This window comes from Duganella aceris (genome assembly GCF_011090165.1).
GTDB classification, from domain to species: Bacteria; Pseudomonadota; Gammaproteobacteria; order Burkholderiales; family Burkholderiaceae_D; genus Rugamonas; species Rugamonas aceris.
The window spans coordinates 74,227-93,793 of the sequence record NZ_JAADJT010000006.1 but is presented as its reverse complement, the minus strand read 5'-3'; the positions used below and the strand labels follow the sequence as shown (position 1 = coordinate 93,793).

General features: G+C 64.1%; 19 protein-coding genes. 1 reads left to right on the top strand and 18 read right to left on the bottom strand.

Annotated features, from left to right (window positions below):
- Positions 1 to 7: 7 nt before the first annotated feature.
- From hflX to ndk, 11 genes are all read right to left on the bottom strand, one after another.
- Positions 8 to 1,198, bottom strand: coding sequence for a GTPase HflX (gene hflX, locus GW587_RS14195; protein WP_166104027.1), 1,191 nt, complete (start codon positions 1,196 to 1,198; stop codon positions 8 to 10).
- Between the two features lie 42 nt (positions 1,199 to 1,240).
- Positions 1,241 to 1,477, bottom strand: coding sequence for an RNA chaperone Hfq (gene hfq, locus GW587_RS14190; RefSeq protein WP_008450615.1), 237 nt, complete (start codon positions 1,475 to 1,477; stop codon positions 1,241 to 1,243).
- A 183-nt stretch (positions 1,478 to 1,660) separates the two neighbouring features.
- On the bottom strand, positions 1,661 to 3,007 hold the full coding sequence (der, locus tag GW587_RS14185; RefSeq protein ID WP_166104024.1) for a ribosome biogenesis GTPase Der: 1,347 nt from the start codon (positions 3,005 to 3,007) through the stop codon (positions 1,661 to 1,663).
- A gap of 3 nt (positions 3,008 to 3,010) precedes the next feature.
- Complete coding sequence (gene bamB, locus GW587_RS14180; RefSeq protein ID WP_166104021.1) at positions 3,011 to 4,147, bottom strand: outer membrane protein assembly factor BamB; 1,137 nt, start codon at positions 4,145 to 4,147, stop codon at positions 3,011 to 3,013.
- Between the two features lie 62 nt (positions 4,148 to 4,209).
- Positions 4,210 to 4,863, bottom strand: a complete 654-nt coding sequence (locus GW587_RS14175; RefSeq protein WP_166104018.1) for a YfgM family protein — start codon at positions 4,861 to 4,863, stop codon at positions 4,210 to 4,212.
- Positions 4,864 to 4,899: 36 nt separating this feature from the next.
- The gene (gene hisS / locus GW587_RS14170; protein WP_166104015.1) at positions 4,900 to 6,243 is read right to left on the bottom strand and encodes a histidine--tRNA ligase; all 1,344 of its coding nucleotides are present in this window, start codon (positions 6,241 to 6,243) and stop codon (positions 4,900 to 4,902) included.
- Positions 6,230 to 7,495, bottom strand: a complete 1,266-nt coding sequence (ispG, locus tag GW587_RS14165) for a flavodoxin-dependent (E)-4-hydroxy-3-methylbut-2-enyl-diphosphate synthase (RefSeq protein WP_166104012.1) — start codon at positions 7,493 to 7,495, stop codon at positions 6,230 to 6,232. Before ispG ends, hisS begins: the two co-directional genes overlap by 14 nt.
- A gap of 11 nt (positions 7,496 to 7,506) precedes the next feature.
- Positions 7,507 to 8,493, bottom strand: a complete 987-nt coding sequence (locus tag GW587_RS14160; protein ID WP_166104009.1) for a helix-turn-helix domain-containing protein — start codon at positions 8,491 to 8,493, stop codon at positions 7,507 to 7,509.
- Between the two features lie 13 nt (positions 8,494 to 8,506).
- Positions 8,507 to 9,328 (bottom strand): type IV pilus biogenesis/stability protein PilW, encoded by an 822-nt coding sequence (gene pilW, locus GW587_RS14155; RefSeq protein ID WP_166104008.1) that lies wholly within the window; start codon positions 9,326 to 9,328, stop codon positions 8,507 to 8,509.
- On the bottom strand, positions 9,328 to 10,515 hold the full coding sequence (rlmN, locus tag GW587_RS14150) for a dual-specificity RNA methyltransferase RlmN (RefSeq protein WP_166104005.1): 1,188 nt from the start codon (positions 10,513 to 10,515) through the stop codon (positions 9,328 to 9,330). Before rlmN ends, pilW begins: the two co-directional genes overlap by 1 nt.
- Positions 10,516 to 10,590: 75 nt before the next feature.
- Entirely contained in the window at positions 10,591 to 10,998 is a 408-nt protein-coding gene (ndk, locus tag GW587_RS14145; RefSeq protein ID WP_020701986.1) for a nucleoside-diphosphate kinase, read from the bottom strand.
- A 251-nt stretch (positions 10,999 to 11,249) separates the two neighbouring features.
- Here ndk and GW587_RS14140 point away from each other — a divergent pair, with 251 nt between their 5' ends.
- The gene (locus GW587_RS14140) at positions 11,250 to 11,930 is read left to right on the top strand and encodes a Bax inhibitor-1/YccA family protein (protein WP_166104003.1); all 681 of its coding nucleotides are present in this window, start codon (positions 11,250 to 11,252) and stop codon (positions 11,928 to 11,930) included.
- Between the two features lie 55 nt (positions 11,931 to 11,985).
- On the opposite strand, the gene GW587_RS14135 is transcribed toward GW587_RS14140, so the two are convergent.
- The 7 genes from GW587_RS14135 to GW587_RS14105 all read right to left on the bottom strand — a co-directional run bounded on the left by GW587_RS14135 (position 11,986) and on the right by GW587_RS14105 (position 19,563).
- Entirely contained in the window at positions 11,986 to 12,198 is a 213-nt protein-coding gene (locus GW587_RS14135; RefSeq protein ID WP_166104001.1) for a hypothetical protein, read from the bottom strand.
- Between the two features lie 60 nt (positions 12,199 to 12,258).
- The gene (rlmD, locus tag GW587_RS14130) at positions 12,259 to 13,599 is read right to left on the bottom strand and encodes a 23S rRNA (uracil(1939)-C(5))-methyltransferase RlmD (RefSeq protein ID WP_166103998.1); all 1,341 of its coding nucleotides are present in this window, start codon (positions 13,597 to 13,599) and stop codon (positions 12,259 to 12,261) included.
- A gap of 237 nt (positions 13,600 to 13,836) precedes the next feature.
- Complete coding sequence (gene rpoS, locus GW587_RS14125; RefSeq protein WP_166103995.1) at positions 13,837 to 14,862, bottom strand: RNA polymerase sigma factor RpoS; 1,026 nt, start codon at positions 14,860 to 14,862, stop codon at positions 13,837 to 13,839.
- A 24-nt stretch (positions 14,863 to 14,886) separates the two neighbouring features.
- Complete coding sequence (locus tag GW587_RS14120) at positions 14,887 to 15,885, bottom strand: peptidoglycan DD-metalloendopeptidase family protein (protein WP_166103992.1); 999 nt, start codon at positions 15,883 to 15,885, stop codon at positions 14,887 to 14,889.
- A 31-nt stretch (positions 15,886 to 15,916) separates the two neighbouring features.
- Positions 15,917 to 16,789, bottom strand: coding sequence for a protein-L-isoaspartate(D-aspartate) O-methyltransferase (locus GW587_RS14115; RefSeq protein WP_166103989.1), 873 nt, complete (start codon positions 16,787 to 16,789; stop codon positions 15,917 to 15,919).
- Positions 16,786 to 17,523 carry a 5'/3'-nucleotidase SurE gene (gene surE, locus GW587_RS14110; protein ID WP_166103987.1) on the bottom strand — a complete coding sequence of 246 codons (738 nt, stop codon included), beginning with the start codon at positions 17,521 to 17,523 and terminating at the stop codon, positions 16,786 to 16,788. The genes GW587_RS14115 and surE overlap by 4 nt, the downstream gene beginning before the upstream one ends.
- 69 nt (positions 17,524 to 17,592) lie before the next feature.
- Positions 17,593 to 19,563 carry a tetratricopeptide repeat protein gene (locus GW587_RS14105; protein WP_166103984.1) on the bottom strand — a complete coding sequence of 657 codons (1,971 nt, stop codon included), beginning with the start codon at positions 19,561 to 19,563 and terminating at the stop codon, positions 17,593 to 17,595.
- Between the last annotated feature and the right edge of the window lie 4 nt (positions 19,564 to 19,567).

Here is a 19,567-nt window from a genome sequence, read left to right as displayed (position 1 = left end):
ACACGCATTAGTGTGGTCCAACGTGAGTGAGGGTGGGACTGCTCTCTACTGCTTCTGATTCTGGTTCTAGTTCTAGTTCTTCTTCTGTTTGTTCTTGTCCCTCGTACGCCTGGTGCAGGCGCGCGCCCGGCGCGGCCTTGGCCCATTCGACGATGGCGCCCCGCAGCAGGTCCAGTCCTTGACCCGTGCGCGCACTGAGGAAGACGCGGGAAATCTTATCATATTCATCCCGTTCGACCGAAGGCTCCATCTCGGCGACGTCGATCTTGTTCCACACCAGAATCTGCGGGATATGATCGGCGCCGATTTCCTTGAGCACCAGGTTGACCTGCTCGATCTGCTCCATGCGCACCGGCGACGACGCGTCGACCACGTGCAGCAGCAGATCGGCGTGGATGGTCTCCTCCAGCGTGGCGCGGAACGCCGCCACCAGCTGGTGCGGCAGCTCGCGCACGAAGCCGACCGTGTCCGAGATCACCACGTTGCCGACCTCCTGCCCCATGTAGACGCGGCGCGAGGTCGTGTCCAGCGTGGCGAACAGCTGGTCGGCGACATACACGCCGGCCTTGGTGACGGCGTTGAACAGCGTCGACTTGCCGGCGTTGGTATAGCCGACCAGCGACACCGAGAAAGTCTGGCTGCGGCCGCGCGAGCGGCGCTGCGTCTCGTGCTGCTTGCGCAGCTTGTCGAGACGCGCGCGCAGGGCCTTGACCCGCTCGCCGATCAGGCGGCGGTCGGTCTCCAGCTGGGTTTCACCGGGACCGCGCAGGCCGATACCGCCCTTTTGCCGTTCCAGGTGGGTCCAGCCGCGGATCAGGCGCGTGGCCAGATGCTGCAGCTGCGCCAGCTCCACCTGCAGCTTGCCCTCGTGGGAGGCGGCGCGCTGGGCGAAGATGTCGAGAATCAGGCTGGTACGGTCGAGCACCCGGATCTGCAAACGCTTTTCCAGATTGCGTTGCTGAGCGGGCGACAGCGCGTGATTGAAGATGACGATCTCGATCTTGTGATCGAGCACGGCGAGGCCGATCTCGTCGGCCTTGCCGCTGCCGACGAAATAGGCGGCGTCCGGGGACGAACGCTTGGCCGTGATCGTCGTAATCGGTTCCGCACCCGCCGAACGTGCCAGCAGATGCAGTTCCTCGACGCTGGCGGCAAAGTCGCCTTGACCGAAATCGATACCGACTAAGGCTGCGCGCATACGACGATCAAGCAAGTTGGAAAGAAGCCGAGATGCAAGCGCTTATTCCGCTTCGGATTCAATGTTGAGATTGACGGCGCGGGCCGGCACCACGGTGGAGATGGCGTGCTTATACACCATCTGGGTCACAGTGTTACGCAGCAGTACGACGTATTGATCGAACGATTCGATATGGCCTTGAAGCTTGATGCCGTTGACCAGGTAAATCGAGACAGGAACATGCTCTTTGCGCAAGGCATTGAGGAATGGGTCTTGTAACAGTTGCCCTTTGTTGCTCATAACAGCTCCATTTTATGTTGTTGTGTTGGATTTGGAGGCGAAACGCTTAAATTCAAGTACGTGGCTCAGCGAAAGTCAAATGATTTTCGCTGAAACACCGCTCGCCACGCGGGGAATGGTGCTTCTAAGCCACTGTAACCTGTTTTGGCTTTTTTTGCAGGGCGTTCCTGCAAAAAAACGGCCTTATTTTGCCGAACCTTTTGCGAACGGATTTTTACCGGTGCGCAGTTCGATCCGCAGCGGGGTGCCGACCAGTTGGAACGTATCGCGGAAATGTTTTTCCAGGTAACGTTTGTACGGTTCGCCCACCGCGTCCAGCGCATTGCCGTGGATAACGATCACCGGCGGATTCATGCCGCCCTGGTGCGCATAGCGCAGCTTCGGACGGATCGAACCCTTGCGGCGCGGTTCCTGCTTCTCCACCGCTTCGATCAGCGCGCGGGTCAGCTTCGGCGTCGACAGGTTGCACATGGCGGCGGCGTAGGCCGCGTCCAGCGACTTCATCAGCGGACCGATGCCCTGCGACTTCAAGGCTGAAATGAAGTGCATCTTGGCGAAGGACAGGAAGTCCAGCTTGCGGTCGATGTCGATCTTGATCTCGTCGCGCTCATCGGTGCGCAGACCGTCCCACTTGTTGACCGCGATCACCAGCGCGCGGCCGGTCTCGAGCACGAAGCCGGCGATGTGGGCGTCCTGCTCGGAGATGTCCTGCTGCGCGTCGAGCATCAGCACGACCACGTTGGCCTCCGAGATCGATTGCAGGGTTTTGACGACCGAGAATTTCTCGATCGCTTCGAACACCTTGCCGCGACGGCGGATGCCGGCGGTGTCGATCAGCGTGTATTGCTTGCCTTCGCGCTCGAACGGAATCTCGATCGAATCGCGGGTGGTGCCCGGCATGTCGAAGGCGATCACGCGCTCTTCGCCGACCAGGGTGTTGATCAGCGTCGACTTGCCGACGTTCGGACGGCCGACCAGCGCGATCTTGATGCCATGGTCCGTCTTGTCCAGCTCGGCCGCGTCGTCCGGACGCTGGGCGAAGGCCAGGTCCAGCGCCTCCTCCACCAGGTCGGACACGCCATCGCCGTGGGCCGACGAGATCGAGTACGGCTCGCCCAGTCCCAGCTCGTAGAACTCGGCGACGACGGCGGTGTAGCGCATGCCCTCGGACTTGTTCACGACCAGCATGACCGGACGGCCGCTTTTACGCAGGAAGTCGGTAATGGTTTTGTCATGCGGCGTCAGACCCTGGCGGCCGTCGACCAGAAACACGACGATGTCGGCTTCGGCCACGGCCTGCTTGGTCTGCTTGGCCATCTCATGCATGATGCCTTCCTTGGCGACCGGCTCGAAGCCGCCCGTGTCGATGACGAGGAAGGGACGTTCGCCGACACGGCCCTCGCCATAGTGACGATCGCGCGTCAACCCAGGCAAGTCCGCCACCAGCGCATCGCGCGAGCGGGTCAGACGATTGAACAAGGTCGATTTCCCTACATTGGGTCGACCCACTAGTGCGATTACCGGCTTCATTTTTTACTCGACCGCGAGAGCGGTCACTGTCCCTGATTGGGTTTGGAAAATCAAATTCGAACCTGCGATGACGGGATCAGCCTGAATCTTGCTGCCGTCGGTCGCGGCGCGACCTATAAACGCGCCATCTTCCCGCGACAGGAAGTGGACGTAACCCTGGTAGTCCCCGACTGCCACGGCGCGGCCATACGACACGGGGGTCGACAGGTTGCGATAGGACAGTTTATCGTTTTTCCAGGCGTTGCTGCCGTTTTCACGGCTGTAGGCTGCAACTTCACCTTTGTCGTCGGAGACGAATACAAATCGCTGGTCGACCGCCACGCCCTTGTCGGACGAAGTGGCCTTGCTCCAGTGCGGCGCGCCGGTGACAGCGTCGAAACAGGCGACGCGGCCCTGGTAGGACACGGCGCAGACGTCGTTCTCGAAGATCACCGGGCTGCCGGCGATGTCGGTGACGCGTTCCAGTTCGGTGGCGCCGCGCGGCTCGCCGACCACCACTTCAAAGCGCGGCAGGCCGGTCGCCAGCACCAGCGCCAGCAGCTTGCCGCCCGGCTGGGCGACGTACACGTTCAGGCCGTTGACCACCATGCCCGGCGCGTTGCGCAAGGTCAGCGCCGGCGTGGTGCGGGTCACGGTCCAGCGCTTGACGCCGGTCTTGGCTTCGAACGCGGTGATCTGGTTGTCGACGCTGCGCACCACCACCACGCCGCCGCCGACGACCGGCGACGACAGCACTTCGCTGGTGGCCTGGCCTTTCCACAATTCTTTGCCGCTGGCGTCGAACGCCAGGATGGTGCCCTTGACGCCGCCGACCACGACCACTTCGCCGTCGGTGCCGACGCCGGCGGTCAGGTCGGAGCCGGTCTTGATGCGCCAGTTCTGCTTGCCGGTGGCGGCATCGATGCTGGCCAGCGCGCCGTCGGCGTCGGCCACGTACAGGTTGGCGCCCGACAGCGCCGGGGTGAACACGGCGTTGCCGGCTTTACCCACCGAATACTTCCACACCGTTTTCGGCGTGGCCATGCCCTTCAGCTCGACCAGGGGCGCGGGCTGGTTCTTGCTATCTTTGGAGCCAAACAAGGAACAACCGGCCAACATCGCAAACACGCTTGCAGCAATAACTTTTTCGGTAATACGCATCTTTTTAACCTTGCTTAGAGAGCGCCGGCGGACGCCGGCGCCGATAGATTACGCTGCGCCTATTACGCGGCGCCTTTGGCGGCGGGCACCGAGCCGCCGATGGCTTCGAATTTCAGCTGGATCAGTTGACGGCCCGGGTTCTTCTTGTCGGTGGCGTCCAGCGCGGCCTGGTAGGCGGCGCGGGCTTCGGCCAGCTTGTTCTGCGCCGCCAGGATATCGCCCTTGCGGTCGGCCACGGCGCCGGCGAACTGCGCCGGCACATCGCCGCCCAGCGCCTTCAGCGCGTCGTCGTAGGCTTTTTCGTCCAGCAGCACGCCGGCCAGGCGGATCTTGGCGATCGCCTTGAATTCGTCGCCGCCGTGATCGGCCGCCCATTGCAGCTGGACCTTGGCCGATTTCAGGTCGTTGGCTTCGAACGAGCTTTTGGCGGCGACCAGCGCGGCCATCGGGGCGTACACGGTGCCGCCGAATTTGCTTTCCATGTCGCCGGCGGCGCGCAGCACCTTGGCGTTGTCCTTGGCCTGTACCGCGCTTTGCAGCTCGTCATACAGCGCCGAGGCCTGGGCGGCCTGGTTGCGCTCGTAGTACTTCCAGCCCTGCCAGCCCGAGTAGGCCGCCAGGCAGGCGATCAGCACCCAGGTGGTCAGGTTGCCGTACTTTTCCCACCATGCTTTAAGCGTCGCAAGTTGTTCTTGTTCTTCGAGATCGTATGCCATGTCAGTCGTCTGCTAGTTATAAGTTGATCGGAATGCTTAGTGATTGCAATGCTCGTCGTGCACGTGATGATGATGATCGCCGCTGTCGGTGATCTGGTCGACCACGAAATCGACCACGTCGTCGAACGGCACCGTCGACTGCTGCTGCTCGCCTTCCGACGCGCGCATCGCCTTGACGCTGGCGGTGTGGTTGGCCACTTCGTCTTCGCCGATGATGACGGCGAACGATGCGCCGCTGCCGTCGGCTTTCTTCATCTGGGTCTTGAAGCTGCCCGCGCCGGCGGCGGTCGAGCCGTGCATGACCACGTCCAGGCCGGCGTCGCGCAAGCGCTCGCCCAGCACGAAGGCTTGCAGCTGCGCCGCTTCGCCCTGGTGCACCAGGTAGACGTCGCACTGGCTCGGCGCTTCCGGCTCGCCGGCTTCCTTCATCAGCTCCAGCAGGCGCTCGATGCCCATGGCGAAACCGACGGCCGGCGTCGGCTTGCCGCCGAACGAGGCGATCAGCGGATCGTAGCGGCCGCCGGCGCACACGGTGCCCTGCGAGCCCAGCGCATCGGTGACCCATTCGAACACGGTGCGGTTGTAGTAATCCAGGCCGCGCACCAGGCGCGGGTTGATCACGTACGGGATGTTGTTGTGGTCGAGGATCTTGCGCACGCCGTTGAAGTGCGCCAGCGATTCCTCGCCCAGGTATTCCAACAATTTGGGCGCGCCGTTGACCAGTTCCTGCATCGCCGGATTCTTGGTGTCGAGGATGCGCAGCGGGTTGCTGTGCAGGCGGCGCTTGGCTTCGGCGTCGAGCAGGTCTTCGCTTTTTTCCAGGTAGGCGATCAGGTCGACGCGGTGGCGCGCGCGCTCTTCGGCGTCGCCGATCGAGTTCAGTTCGAGGCGGATGTTTTCCAGGCCCAGGTCATCCCACAGGCGGCGGCACATCATGATCATTTCCGCGTCCACGTCCGGGCCGCTGAAGCCGACCGCCTCGCAGCCGAACTGATAGAACTGGCGATAGCGGCCGCGCTGCGGACGCTCGTGGCGGAACATCGGGCCGGTGTACCACAGGCGCTTCGGGCCTTCGTAGACCAGGTTGTGCTCGATCACCGCGCGCACCGCGCCGGCCGTGCCTTCGGGGCGCAGCGTCAGCTTGTCGCCGTTCATCGAGTCTTCAAAGGAGTACATTTCCTTCTCGACGATGTCGGTCACGGCGCCGATGGCGCGCGCGAACAGCGAGGTGTTTTCCACGATCGGGGTGCGGATCTGCTGGAAGCCATAGCTCTGCACCACCGATTGCGCGGTGTTCTCGAACAGCTGCCACAGATGCGAGTCGGTCGGCAGGATGTCGTTCATGCCTTTGACGGCATTGATTTTTTCAGTTTTGGACATTGCTGTAATTCTTCTTAACGTAGTTCAGGACGATGTCCTGGAATTCTTCGACGATGCGTTCGCCGCGCAGCGTGGCGAACTTTGCGCCGTCGACAAACACCGGCGCCGCCGGCGATTCGCCGGTGCCCGGCAGGCTGATGCCGATGTTGGCGTGCTTCGATTCGCCCGGACCGTTGACGATACAGCCCATCACGGCCACGTTCATCGCCTCGACGCCCGGATAGGTCTTTTTCCATTCCGGCATCTGCTCGCGCAGATAGGTCTGGATGTTGTCGGCCAGCTCCTGGAAGGTGGTCGAGGTGGTGCGGCCGCAACCCGGGCACGCGATCACCATCGGCGTGAACTTGCGCAGGCCCATGGTCTGCAGGATCTCCTGGCCGACGATGACTTCCTTGGTGCGGTCGCCGCCCGGTTCCGGCGTCAGCGAGATGCGGATGGTGTCGCCGATGCCCTCCTGCAGCAGCACCGACAGCGCCGCCGTCGAGGCGACGATGCCCTTGCTGCCCATGCCCGCTTCGGTCAGGCCGAGATGCAGCGGATAGTCGCAGCGCTTGGCCAGCTCGCGGTACACGGCGATCAGATCCTGCACGCCGGAGACCTTGCACGACAGGATGATCTTATCGCGGCCCAGGCCCAGTTCCTCGGCGCGCACGGCGTTCTCGATGGCCGATGTGATCAGCGCTTCGTACATCACCGCCTGTGCGCTCCACGGTTCGGCGCGGCCGGCGTTTTCGTCCATGATGCGCGCCAGCAGCGCCTGGTCCAGGCTGCCCCAGTTGACGCCGATGCGCACCGGCTTGTCGTAGCGCGCGGCCACTTCGATCATCTGCGCGAACTGCGTGTCGCGCTTGGCGCCCTTGCCCACGTTGCCCGGATTGATGCGGTACTTCGACAGCGCCTTGGCGCATTCCGGGTAATCGTTCAGCAGCGTGTGGCCGTTGTAGTGGAAGTCGCCGACCAGCGGCACGTCGACTTCCATCTTGTCCAGCTGCTCGCGGATGTACGGCACCGCTTCGGCGGCTTCCGGACGGTCCACCGTCAGGCGTACCAGTTCCGAACCGGCGCGCGCCAGGTCGCGGATCTGGATCGCGGTTTCGATGGCGTTGGCGGTGTCGGTGTTGGTCATCGACTGCACCACCACCGGCGCGTCGCCGCCGACCCAGATCTTGCGCTGGCCGTAGGCCACCAGCACGCTGCGGCTGGCGCGGCGGTTCGACGGTCCCGAAGGAATAGCTGTTTGCGTTGAAGACATGGCAGTTCTTTTTACTTGATATTGACGCGTGAAATCGTGCCGCCGGCGACCGGCGGCAAGGCCAGCGGCGCGCCGCCCAGCGTGGCTTCCACGGCGGTAGGCTTGCCGATGATCAGCAGCGCCGGATCCTTGATGTCGAAGGTCTCGGTGCTGCCGGCTTTGACCAGACGCGAAATCAGCGGCGTCGAGCCGGGACGGCGGATCTCCACCCACGAATCCTCCGCCACCTTCAGCACCAGCTGACGGCCGGCGGTTGCGGCGGCCGGGGCCACCGCTGCCGGAGCGACCGGCGCGGCGGCGGCAGGCGTCGCGGGCGCAGGTGCAGGCGTCGGCGCGGCGGCGGCCGGCGCGGTCGCGACGGGCGCGGTCTCCGCCGCGTTTTGCGGCGGCACCGAAATCAACGGCACATTGGTGGTTTGCACCGGATTGTTTTCCTCGCCCGGCTTGACCAGCGTGGTCTCGATCGGCGCGGAGTCAGCCGGCTTGGCTTCCTCCACCGCGACGGCGGCCGGCGCTTCCTTCCCGGCCCGCTGGAACAGCGTGGCCGGGATCAAACCGGTCTGCCAGGCATACGCGCCGGCGGCGGCCACCACGACCACCACGGCGACACCGACCAGCCAGCCGGTCGGGCTGGCGGAGCGCCCCGTCATCGACGGGAAGCGCGACTCGGAGAAGGTGGCGGCGATTTCCTTGCGCGGCGGCGCGGCCTCGTGACTGGTCGGCGACACCACTTCGATCATCGCCACCAACGGCGTGGCGTCGAGTTTGACCACCTTGGCGTAGGCGCGCACGAAACCGCGCACCACGGCCATGTTCGGCAGCGCGGCGTAGTCGCCCGCTTCCAATGCCTTGACCTGGCGCGGGGCCAGCTTCAATTGATCGGCGATCTGTTCCACCGTCCAACCCATCGCTTCGCGCTGGGCCGCCAGTTGTGCTCCGGGCGTGGCCAGGCTTTTGCTGCCCTGGTCTTTTGGCGGTTCTGCCCACTCTGAATTCATTGGTATCCCTGTTTCACTCATCAAACGCCCCACGTTGATAAGCAGCATACTCGGTCGAGCCGGGATGGTGGCGGCGCAACTGCGTGCCCCAACCGGATTCCGCGGACGTATCGCCCAGCTTATGCTGCACCTTAATCGCGAGCCACAGCACATCGGCCGTCAGGCTCTCCATCTTTGCCACCTTGTTCAAACGGGTAATAAAGAAATTGGCGCGCACATAATCGCGCTTTTCAAAATATACCCGCGCCAGATTGGCGTTGGTGGCCGGCAGGTCGGGCGTCAACTGCAAGGCTTGCAGCAGATAACGCTCCGCGCTGGCGTAATCCTTGATCTTCAACGCGCAGGACCCGGCGTTGTTCGCGGCGTTGGCCGGCGAACGGTAGGCGCGGTTGCCCAGGGCGGCGTCGAACAGCGGCAGCGATTCCGCCACCCGGCCGTTCTGGCACAGGAACGAGCCGTAATTGTTGGCCAGATCCGGATTGCCGGGCGCCAGCTTGCGGGCGCGGATGAAATTATCCTCGGCCAGGCCGGTCTCGCCCATGCGCTGGTAAATCAGGCCGCGCATGCCGTAGGCGTCGGCGTGGTTGGGATCGGCCACCAGCGCCATCTTGACCTCGTCCAGCGCGAACGGGTATTGACCCTGCTCGAAATAGCCGACCGCCAGCTGCATGCGGATCTCGACCTTGCGCTGGGCGGCGGTCTGGTCGGAGGCGGTGGTCAGTTCGGCCTTGCCGCTCTGGCCGCGCTGCGGCCCCGACGAGGCGCAAGCAGCCAGCGTCGCGGCCGCACAGAGTGCGACGAGACTGAGCCGGCTACGCTGCGCCTGGTGGGTCATCAGGAACGGATCTCCACGATCTTGCCGAAATTGGCGCCGAACTTCTGCTGGTATTCGGCCATTTTTTCCATGCGCTGGGCGACCTTGGTGCGGTCCTGGACCTCGCCGGCCAACTGGCCGCAGGCGGCGTCGATATCGTCGCCCCGGGTCTTGCGGATGGTGGTGACCACGCCGCCATCCATCAGGATCTGGGCGAAGGCCTTGATGCGCGGATTCTTCGAGCGCAGCAGGCCCGATTCCGGGAAGGGATTGAACGGAATCAGGTTGAATTTGCAGTTGACGCCGAATTCGCGGTCCTGCACCAGGGCCAGCAATTCACGCGCGTTCTCGTCGGAGTCGTTGACGCCGTCCAGCATGCAATATTCGAAGGTGATGAAGTCGCGCGGCGCGAATTCCAGGTAGCGCTTGCAGGCGGCCATCAACTCTTTGAGCGGGTATTTCTTGTTCAGCGGGATCAGGCCGTTGCGTAGCTCGTCGTTCGAGGCGTGCAGCGAGACCGCCAGCGCCACCGGCACTTCCTGCGACAGCTTGTCCATCATCGGCACCACGCCGGAGGTGGACAGCGTGACACGGCGGCGCGACAGGCCGTAGGCGTTATCGTCCAGCATCAGCTTGAGGGCGGTGGCGGTCGGCTCGAAATTCAGCAGCGGCTCGCCCATGCCCATCATCACCACGTTGGTGATCTGGCGCTCGCCTTTCGGGCCGGGCTCGATGCCCTTGGTGCGGCGCAGTTCGAATTCGGCCATCCACAGCTGGCCGATGATTTCGCCGACGGTCAGGTTGCGCGAGAAGCCTTGCTTGCCGGTCGAGCAGAAACGGCAGTTGACGGCACAGCCGGCCTGGGTCGAGATGCACAGCGTGCCGCGGTTTTCTTCCGGGATGAACACGGTTTCGACCGCGTTGCCGTTGCCGACGTCGACCAGCCATTTGCGCGTGCCGTCGGTCGACGTGTGGTCGCTGATGATGGCCGGCGCGCTGACGTGGGCGCGGGTCTTGAGTTTGTCGCGCAGCGACTTGGCCAGGTCGGTCATGCTGTCGAAATCCGACGCGCCGAACTGGTGGATCCAGCGCTGCAGCTGCTTGGCGCGGAACGGCTTCTCTCCCAACTCGGCGCAATAGGCGATGAGCTGCGCGGGATCGAAATCCAGCAAGTTGGTCAGAGCGGCGGCGTTCACGGGCGTATTCATTTCAGGGTTCAAAACAGTTCTAAAAAACTCCGTTTCCACCCGCGGGGGCGAGGCGGAAACGGGATGCTGCAAAAATTACTTACCGAAGAAGTAAGCGATTTCAACTTGAGCGGCTTCGACAGCGTCGGAACCGTGGACCGCGTTGGCGTCGATCGAGTCGGCGAAGTCAGCACGGATGGTGCCTTTTTCTGCCTTCTTAGGATCGGTTGCGCCCATCAGTTCGCGGTTTTTCAGGACGGCGTTTTCGCCTTCCAGCGCCTGGATCATGACTGGACCGGAGACCATGAAGTCAACCAGGTCCTTGAAGAAACCGCGCTCTTTGTGCGCGGCGTAGAAACCTTCAGCCTCTTCACGCGACAGCTGCTTCATTTGCGCAGCAACGATCTTCAGGCCAGCGCCTTCGAAGCGGCTGTAGATTTGGCCGATAACGTTTTTTGCAACTGCGTCTGGTTTGATGATCGACAGGGTGCGTTCGATTGCCATTTGAAAAACTCCAATAAAAAGAAAGGTTTAAAACAAAATTGATAACTCAATCAACCTTCGATTTTACCATAAAACACCTCGGCAACCGACTATCGACAGTAGATAAGCTTGCAACTCGGCATTAAAAAAGGCCGATACTGCCGCTTTAAGCCGGTCTTAAGTGCATTTCAAGCATGGTTTTTGCGTATTTTTACCTGGACGTGCTATGCTTTTATCAAGCGGGAAACCGATTCCTATGTAATGGAGGCACTATGATCAATATGCAAAAAACCTACGACCTGACCCAAAGTCGCCGGTCGGTGCAGCACAACGTGCTGCGCAACACCTACTGGCTGCTGGCGCTGTCGATGATTCCGACCGTGTTCGGCGCGGCGCTGGGCGTCTCGCTGCACCTGCCGCTCGGCGGCGGCCTGATGGCGCTGGTGTTCCTGGCGGGCGCCTTCGGCTTCATCTGGGCGATCGAGAAGAACAAGAACTCCGGCGTCGGCGTCGCGCTGCTGTTGGGCTTCACCTTCTTCATGGGTCTGATGCTGACGCCGCTGCTGTCGCGCATCCTGGGCTACTCCAACGGCGGTTTCCTGATCATGACGGCCTTCGGCGGCACCGCCTCGGTGTTCCTGGTGCTGGCGTCGATCGCCACCGTGTCGAAACGTGATTTCTCGGGCATGGCCACCTGGCTGTTCGCCGGCGTCGTGGTGCTGATCCTGGCTTCCGTCGCCAACATTTTCCTGGGCATCCCGGCGCTGGGCATCGTGATCTCGGTGGTGGCGATCGCGATCTTCTCCGCGTACATCCTGTACGACGTGCAGCAGATCATCAACGGCGGCGAGACCAACTACGTCAGCGCCACGCTGCGTCTGTACCTCGACGTGTACAACATCTTCACCAGCCTGCTGTCGCTGCTGGGCATCGCCGGCGGTAGCCGCGACTAAGCGTCAAGCACTTCGCAAAAACCGGCCTGGGCAACCAGCGCCGGTTTTTTTACGCCTAGGCCCACTGCGGGCGTCCCATGTTGACGATGACGCGCAGGCGGATTTCACTGCAGGTGGACGGCCAGCGCAGCTGCTGCGGCGCGGCGCACGCCAGTTGCAGCGCGATTTGCGGCGCGGGTTCGGGCGCCGCCGCTTGAGCGGCGTCGAGGGTCGGGGCGTGGCCGGCTAAGGCGGCCAGCGCCAGCAGGGTGCCGGCGGTCAGGTTCATGTCACACCCATGGGCGCGTGAGGTAATGCGTAAAGTGTACCGCAGCGCGATCCGGCCGGGTTAACCGGCCAGGTTAAATACCGCCATCGATTCCACGTGGGAGGTGTGCGGGAACATATTCACCACACCGGCCCTGTCCAGCACGTAGCCGGCGTTGACCAGGATGCCGGCGTCGCGCGCCAGCGTCGACGGGCTGCACGAGACGTAGACGATGCGCTTCGGCAGCAAGTCGGCGCGGCTCTGGCTCAATTCCACCAGCGCTTCGCTCAGCGCCATCGCGCCGTCGCGCGGCGGGTCGATCAGCATGCGGTCGAATTTGCCCAGCGCGACCAGGTCGTCGGCGGTCACGTCGAACAGGTTGCGGGTGTAGAAGGTGGTCTTTTCCGACAGGCCGTTGGCCTTGGCGTTGTCCAGCGCGCGCTCGGACAGCGTGGTGCTGCCTTCGATGCCGACCACTTCGCGCGCCTGCGTCGCCAGCGGCAGCGTGAAGTTGCCGAGGCCGCAGAACAGGTCGGCCACGCGGTCGTCCGGCCGCACTTCCAGCAGGCGCAGCGCCTTGCCGACCAGGACCCGGTTGATGTAGTGGTTCACTTGCGTGAAGTCGACCGGCTTGAACGGCATCTTGATGCCGAATTCCGGCAGCAGGTAGTGCAGGTCGGTATCCAGCGGGTAGAACGGCGCGGCGGTTTCCGGGCCCTTGGTTTGCAGCCAGAACTGGACGCCGTGCAAGTCGGCGAAGGCCTTCAGCTTGACTTCGTCGGCCGGCGTCTGCGGCGCCATGATGCGCAGCACCAGCGCGGTCACGCCCTCGCCGATCGCCAGCTCGATCTGCGGAATCTGGTCGTACAGCGACAGCGAACCGATCAACGCGCGCAGCGGCAGCAGCAGGTCCGACACGTGTTGCGGCAGGATCAGGCAGCTCTTGATGTCGGCCACGTAGATGGTCTTGCGCTCCTTGAAGCCGACCAGCACCGTCTCCTTCTTGGCCACGTAGCGCACCGACAGCCGGGCGCGGTAGCGGTAGCCCCAGGTCGGGCCATACATCGGGCGCATCACATTCAGCGGGCGCACCTTGCCGATGTGCTTCAGGTCGTCCTCCAGCACGCGCTGCTTGATCGCCACCTGCGCGGTCGGCTCCAGATGCTGCATCGAGCAGCCGCCGCAGACGTCGAAGTGCACGCACTTGGGCGTGACACGCATCGACGATTCGTGGTGCAGCGCGTCCATGCGCGCCATTTCCCAGTTTTTCTTCTTCTTGAACGAGGTGAAGCTGACCGTCTCGCCCGGCAAGGCGCCTTCGACAAAGACCACTTTGCCCTGCGAGCCGTCTTCATTTTGCATGTGGCCGACGCCGCGCGCGTCCATGTCGAGCGACTTGATGAAAATAGTGTTTTCTTGCATAACGTTCAATATTGATTTGGGAATGGCCAGTGGACTGCGACGTATAAATTGGGAGCGAAGGACGCGCAGGCGGCGTGCAGGGCAAGGCGCAAAGCGCAGCGATAGCTGGCTATCGCGAGCATTTGCAACGCCGCCATGCGCGGCGCATGCGCGGCAGGCGCTCCCAATTTAAACGTTGCAGTTCACTAACGCCGACGCTCTTACGCCGGGGCCGTCATGATAGCAGAATGGGAAGTGTTAAAGCAGGGAATCGCGGACCACGCCGCGCGCGGCCATCGCCCGTTTCAGCTTGACCAGCGCCTCCTGCTGGATCTGGCGCACCCGCTCGCGGGTCACGCCCATTTCCTCGGCCAGCGTTTCCAGCGTGGCCGGGTCGTCGTTGTCCAGGCCGAAGCGGCGCATGATGACGATGCGCTGCTTGTCCGGCAGCTTGGTCAGCCAGTCGCGCACCAGCAGCGTCATTTCGTGATGCTCGGCGCGGGCGTCGGGACTGTCGTCGCTGTCGCCGGGCAGCATGTCCATCAGCGACGATTGCGGATCGTTGTCCAGCGGCGCGTCCAGCGAAGTGGCGTGCTCGGACAGCGCCAGGATGTCCTGCACCTCCTCCACCGGCCGCCCGACCAGCTCGGCGATGTCCTCGGCGGTGGCGTCCTTGCCGTTGTGGTGCTGCGCTTCCAGATGGTATTTGCCGCGCAGGATCTGGTTCAGTTCGCGCACCATGTGCACCGGCAGCCGCACCGTGCGCGCCTGGTTCATGATGGCGCGCTCGATGCTCTGGCGGATCCACCAGGTGGCGTAGGTGGAAAAGCGGAAGCCGCGCTCGGGCTCGAACTTGTCGATGGCGCGCATCAGGCCGATGTTGCCCTCTTCGATCATGTCCAGCAGCACCACGCCGCGATTGATGTAGTGCTTGGCGATCGACACCACCAGCCGCAGGTTGTGCTCGATCATGGTCTGGCGGGCGGGGAAGTCGCCGCCCTTGGCCAGGGTGGCGTAGTGCACCTCCTGCTGCGCGGTCAGCAGCGGGCGGGTGCCGATCTGGTTCAGGTAGTGCTGGGTGGTGTCGGTCGACAGCTCGGCCGCCAGCACCTTCTTCAATTCGTCGACGGTTTCCAGCACCGCGCCGGCCGCCGGCGCATGGTCGGAATCGGGGGCGCCGTCCGCCGCATCCAGGGAATCGATGACCACATCATCGCCCGCCTCGTCCTCGAAATCTTCCGGGGCCGAGTCGTCATCCATCTGGTCGTGCGGCGTATGTGTCATGGCTAATGTGTCATGGCTCAGCTACTAGCGGTTAGGCAGGAATCTGGACGGGTCCACCGGTTTGCCCTGCTGCCTGATTTCAAAGTGCAGCTTGACGGAATCGGTATCGGAGTCGCCCATTTCCGCAATCATTTGTCCCTTGGTCACGCTTTGGCCCTCCTTGACCACAATCGTGCGATTGTGCGCGTAGGCCGACAACAAGCTATTACTGTGCTTCACAATAACGAGATTACCATAACCACGGATGCCGCTGCCGGCGTACATGACTTTTCCTGCACCGGCAGCAACGACCTGCTGGCCCGCTTTGCCGGCGATGTCGACGCCCTTGTTCTTGCCTTCGTCGAAGGTGGCGATGACCTTGCCCTCGGACGGCCAGATCCAGCTCAGTTTTTCGTCTTCGGCGCTCTGCGCCGGCACGCTCGGCGCGGCGATCGGCGGCGTCGGCGATGGGCGGGCGACCACCGGGGTCGGCGCCGGGGTCGGGACGACCGCCGCCACGCTCTTGCCGTTGCTGCCGTTGCTGCCGTTGCCATTGCCGTTGGCGGCGACGTTGCCATTGCCGGCGTCGCCGCGCTGCAGCTCGGCCAGCGTGGCGTCGGAGTACGGTTTCTTCTCGCCTTTCGGGCCGGTCAGCTTGACGACCGGCGCCGGCGGCGGCGTCTTGTCGGACGGCGGCATGACGATGGCGGCGGTTTCGACGCCGGAATTGGCGCTGTCCGGCGGCGCCACGCGCAGCACCTGGTCGACCTTGATGTCGTTCGGATTGGCCAGGTTGTTCCAGGCCACCAGGTCGCGGTAGTTCTGGCCGAACTCCAGCGCGATGCGGATCAGGGTGTCGCCCTTCTTGACGGTGTACAGGCCGCGCTCGTCGCGGGCGATCTGCGCGGTTTCGCTCGGCGTGGCCGGCTTGACGGCCGGCGGAATGGTACGGTCGACAACCGGTGCGAGATTGGGAGTGGTGCTACAGGCGCTCAAAAAAGCCAGCGTGAAGCTCAATGCGAGCAAATTACTTTTATTTGTCATTCTCATCTTAATGTCTGTGTGGTGCGGGCACTCAGATTGTGCCCGGACGCAGCGGCACGAAATGGCAATCCTCCAGCGTTTCGCTGGTCCATTCCTGCTTGCCGACGCGCGTAATCAATTCCAGATGCTGCGAGCGGGCGCCTACCGGCGCCACCAGCCGGCCGCCGATGGCGAGCTGCTCCAGCAAGGCTTGCGGCACTTCCAACCCCGCCGCGGCCAATATGATACCGTCGAACGGCGCCGCTTGCGGCAGGCCAAGCATACCATCTCCGTAATGCAAACGCAGGTTCGGCACGCGCAGCGGGCGCAGATTGGTCTTGGCCAGCTCGTGCAGCGGCTTGATGCGCTCGATCGAATACACCTCCTGCGCCACGCACGCCAGCACCGCCGCCTGGTAGCCGCAGCCGGTGCCGATTTCCAGCACCTTCTTCAGCTGGCCGCCGTTGCGCATCACCTCGATCATGCGCGCCACGATATAGGGCTGGGAGATGGTCTGGTGGTGGCCGATCGGCAGCGACGCGTCGATGTAGGCCTGCGAGGCCAGCGCCTCCTCCATGAACAGATGGCGCGGCACGCTTTCCAGCGCGCCCAGCACCACCGGATCCTTGACGCCCTGTCTGGCCACCCGCTGCACCATGGCGCGGCGCACCGCGTCCGACACCAGCGGGTTCTGGCGCGGCGCCTGGGTCTGGACCGGCTGCGCCCGCTCCATCGCGTAGCTGTGCGACTTGGACGGCGTCGCCACCGGCCGCGCGCCCGGATATTGCGGCGGCGCGTGGCGGGCCGCGTTCTGCGTCGCGGTCTGCGGCGTCGCCACCGGCGCGAACACCGTCGCCTTCCTGGCCCCCTTGTTGTCGACTACCGAGGACAGCGGCAAAGGAAAGGTACGGTTTTTATCGGTCATGCCAGCGCCTTGGACAATGCATCGAGTTGGGTTTTGTGGGTCAGGTCGATCTGCAGCGGGGTGATCGAGGTCAGGCCATGGGCGCAGGCGTGGAAATCGGTGCCCTCGCCCGCGTCCTTGGTCGCCCCCGGCGGACCGATCCAGTAGATATCCTTGCCGCGCGGGTCTTTGGCCTTGATCACCGGCTCGGCCTGGTGACGCCGGCCGAGCCGGGTGGCGACCACGCTGGTCAGCTGCTCGTAGGGCCGGTTGGGGATGTTGACGTTTAACAGGTAGGGGCGCGGCAGCGCGGCGAAATAACGCTCGACGATGTCGCGCGCGTGACGGGCGGCGTCGTCGATATGCTCCCAGCCGTAAGTGCCCTGCGAAAACGCGATGGCCGGGATGCCGAACAGATAACCCTCGGTGGCGGCGGCGACGGTGCCGGAATACAAGGTGTCGTCGCCCATGTTGGGGCCGTTGTTGATGCCGGAGACCACCAGGTCCGGCACGAAGTCGAGGATGCCGGTCAGCGCCACGTGCACGCAATCGGTCGGCGTTCCGTTGACAAAATAGAAACCGTTGGCCGCCTGCTGCACCGACAGCGGCCGGTCCAGCGACAGCGAATTGGACGCGCCGGAGCGGTTGCTGTCGGGCGCCACCACCACGATGTCGGCGATCGGCGCCAACGCCGCCGCCAGCGCGTTGATGCCGGGAGCCAGGTAGCCGTCGTCGTTACTAATCAGGATTCTCATACGGAGATTTTACCTGAAGCAACGGCCCGGCTGCGCGTGGCGGCGGCCCGCAAGCCAGATAAATTTACGCTAACGTTGCGTCGGGCGCGCACGGGCCAGTTGCTTGTCGAGCGGCGGCAATTCATCGCTGGCGCGCGAGCGCGGACCGCCGGCCCTGGCCGCCCCGCGCGGCCGGACGGCATGCACCAGCGCGTCGCCGTAGTCGTCCATCGCCGCGTCCTGATGCAGTTCCGGCACCAGCGGCCCCTCCCCCAGCTTGGCGCCGAGCTGCTCGCCTATCTTGACCTGGACGTCGGCGAGAAGTTCGCGCGTGTTGAGGCTGTCGGCATGGTCCGGCCCCAGCCGCCGGGTTTGCGCTTGCAACACCCCGTCATACAGGCTGCGCGCCGCCTCCAGCTCGCGCAGTCGCACCTGGGTGGCCGCCAGCGCGAGCTTGGCGCGCAGCGTGTCGGCGTGCTCGGCCCCCAGCAGCCGTTTGCGCGCCGCCAGCACCTGCTCCTGCGCGACGCGGGCGTGCTCGAAGTCGCCGCGCTGAAACAGCAGCTCGGCCCGCGCCGCCCTGCACGCCAGCGTCAGCAGGTGTTCGGGGCCGAGCAGGCGCAGATAGGCGTCCAGCACCTGCTCCTGCATGCCCAGCGCCTCGGCGCCGCGCCCCTGCTGCGCAAGGGTGGCGGCCAGATTGGCGCGCGCGGCCAGGGTGTCGAGGTGCTCCGGCCCAAGCAGCCGCCGGCGCGCCTCGACGACGCACTCGTCGAGGAATTGCGCCTCGTCCAGCCGGCCCTGCTGGCGCAGCACCGAGGCCAGGTTGCACTTGCCGGTCAGCGTGTCGGGATGATCCTCGCCCAAGCCACGCTGGCGCAAAGCCAGGCTCTCCTCGAAACAGGCCAGCGCCTGGCGCGGTTTGTTGTCGCGCCGGTACAGCTCGCCCAGCAGGTTAAGGTCGCGCGCCAGCAGTTGCGGCAGCGCGCGGGCACCCCCGCCGCCCTCGTCGAGCGTGCGGCGTGCGTCGTCGATCGCGGCAAGAAGGCAGATTTCGCGGCTCGATTGCCAGGGGAAATAGCCCGGCTCCAGCCAGTCCAGCAGCGCCTCGAAGGTGCGGGTCAGCGAAAACCGGTCGCCGCACTGCTCCATCCGCACCGCCAGTTGCTCGCCATAGGCGAAGGTGCGGGTCTGCTGCAGCTGGACTTCGTCGAAATAGCTGTCCAGCGAGAGTTGCTGCATGCCGTAGCAGTCGCGCAGCAAGCGCTCGAAGATCGGCTGGTAGCCGACGATGCGCATCTGCGCGTCGCCGCGCCGCCATTGCGCGCGCTGGGCGCTGTCGGCCATTTCTATGCGCGACGGCAAAGGGTAGACCAGCAACGGACGCTGTTCGTCCTCATGGCTGCGGCGGTAGGCGGTGGCGCGGGTGACCAGCGCCTGCACGCCCTCCAGGCTTTGCCGGTTCGGCGTGAACACCACCACCAGCTTGCGCGGCAACAAGGTGGTGCAGATGCCGGCGCTGTCGGTGCGGCCGGTGCGGGAATCGACCAGCACATGGCGGAAATGGCCGGCAAGATTATCGGCGAAGCAACGGAACAGCGCCGGACAGCTGTCGAACAGCTCGTCCCAGCGCATCGCGGCCAGCCGCTCGCCGTAGCTGTCGTCGAAGCGGCCGGAGCGCATCAGGTACAGCTGGCTGCTCTGGTCGACCCGGCCGACATATTGCTCCCAGCCGACGGCGGTCAGCACCTCGCGCGCTAATTGCTCGTCGTCCGGCGCCGCGACCCCGTTGCGCCGTCGCTGCAATTGCTCGCGGCACGCCTCGAACAGCTCCAGCACGCCCGGCCGCTCGTCGTGCTGATCGAAATAATGGTGCAGGCCCGGTGCTTCAAGGTCCCAATCGATCATCAAGACGGGGGTGGTGGCGTTGTGCCGGCGCGCCAGCATCACCGCGATATTGGACAGGGCCATGGTGCGCCCGGTTCCCCCCTTGTAGGAATAAAAGGTGACGACTTCGCCGCGGGTGCTCAGCGGCGGCAGGGACAGGGAATGAGGTTCCATGACA

Excerpts from the sequence above, each read along its gene's own strand:
- bamB (WP_166104021.1), bottom strand. The coding sequence starts at position 4,147 with ATGCGTATTACCGAAAAAGTTATTGCTGCAAGCGTGTTTGCGATGTTG.
- hisS (WP_166104015.1), bottom strand. The coding sequence starts at position 6,243 with ATGTCCAAAACTGAAAAAATCAATGCCGTCAAAGGCATGAACGACATC.
- GW587_RS14160 (WP_166104009.1), bottom strand. The coding sequence starts at position 8,493 with ATGAATTCAGAGTGGGCAGAACCGCCAAAAGACCAGGGCAGCAAAAGC.
- GW587_RS14105 (WP_166103984.1), bottom strand. The coding sequence starts at position 19,563 with ATGGAACCTCATTCCCTGTCCCTGCCGCCGCTGAGCACCCGCGGCGAA.
- der (WP_166104024.1), bottom strand. The coding sequence starts at position 3,007 with ATGAAGCCGGTAATCGCACTAGTGGGTCGACCCAATGTAGGGAAATCG.
- GW587_RS14175 (WP_166104018.1), bottom strand. The coding sequence starts at position 4,863 with ATGGCATACGATCTCGAAGAACAAGAACAACTTGCGACGCTTAAAGCA.
- hfq (WP_008450615.1), bottom strand. The coding sequence starts at position 1,477 with ATGAGCAACAAAGGGCAACTGTTACAAGACCCATTCCTCAATGCCTTG.
- GW587_RS14120 (WP_166103992.1), bottom strand. The coding sequence starts at position 15,885 with ATGACAAATAAAAGTAATTTGCTCGCATTGAGCTTCACGCTGGCTTTT.
- surE (WP_166103987.1), bottom strand. The coding sequence starts at position 17,523 with ATGAGAATCCTGATTAGTAACGACGACGGCTACCTGGCTCCCGGCATC.
- ndk (WP_020701986.1), bottom strand. The coding sequence starts at position 10,998 with ATGGCAATCGAACGCACCCTGTCGATCATCAAACCAGACGCAGTTGCA.
- ispG (WP_166104012.1), bottom strand. The coding sequence starts at position 7,495 with ATGTCTTCAACGCAAACAGCTATTCCTTCGGGACCGTCGAACCGCCGC.
- pilW (WP_166104008.1), bottom strand. The coding sequence starts at position 9,328 with ATGACCCACCAGGCGCAGCGTAGCCGGCTCAGTCTCGTCGCACTCTGT.
- GW587_RS14135 (WP_166104001.1), bottom strand. The coding sequence starts at position 12,198 with ATGAACCTGACCGCCGGCACCCTGCTGGCGCTGGCCGCCTTAGCCGGC.
- rlmD (WP_166103998.1), bottom strand. The coding sequence starts at position 13,599 with ATGCAAGAAAACACTATTTTCATCAAGTCGCTCGACATGGACGCGCGC.
- hflX (WP_166104027.1), bottom strand. The coding sequence starts at position 1,198 with ATGCGCGCAGCCTTAGTCGGTATCGATTTCGGTCAAGGCGACTTTGCC.
- GW587_RS14140 (WP_166104003.1), top strand. The coding sequence starts at position 11,250 with ATGATCAATATGCAAAAAACCTACGACCTGACCCAAAGTCGCCGGTCG.
- rpoS (WP_166103995.1), bottom strand. The coding sequence starts at position 14,862 with ATGACACATACGCCGCACGACCAGATGGATGACGACTCGGCCCCGGAA.
- GW587_RS14115 (WP_166103989.1), bottom strand. The coding sequence starts at position 16,789 with ATGACCGATAAAAACCGTACCTTTCCTTTGCCGCTGTCCTCGGTAGTC.
- rlmN (WP_166104005.1), bottom strand. The coding sequence starts at position 10,515 with ATGAATACGCCCGTGAACGCCGCCGCTCTGACCAACTTGCTGGATTTC.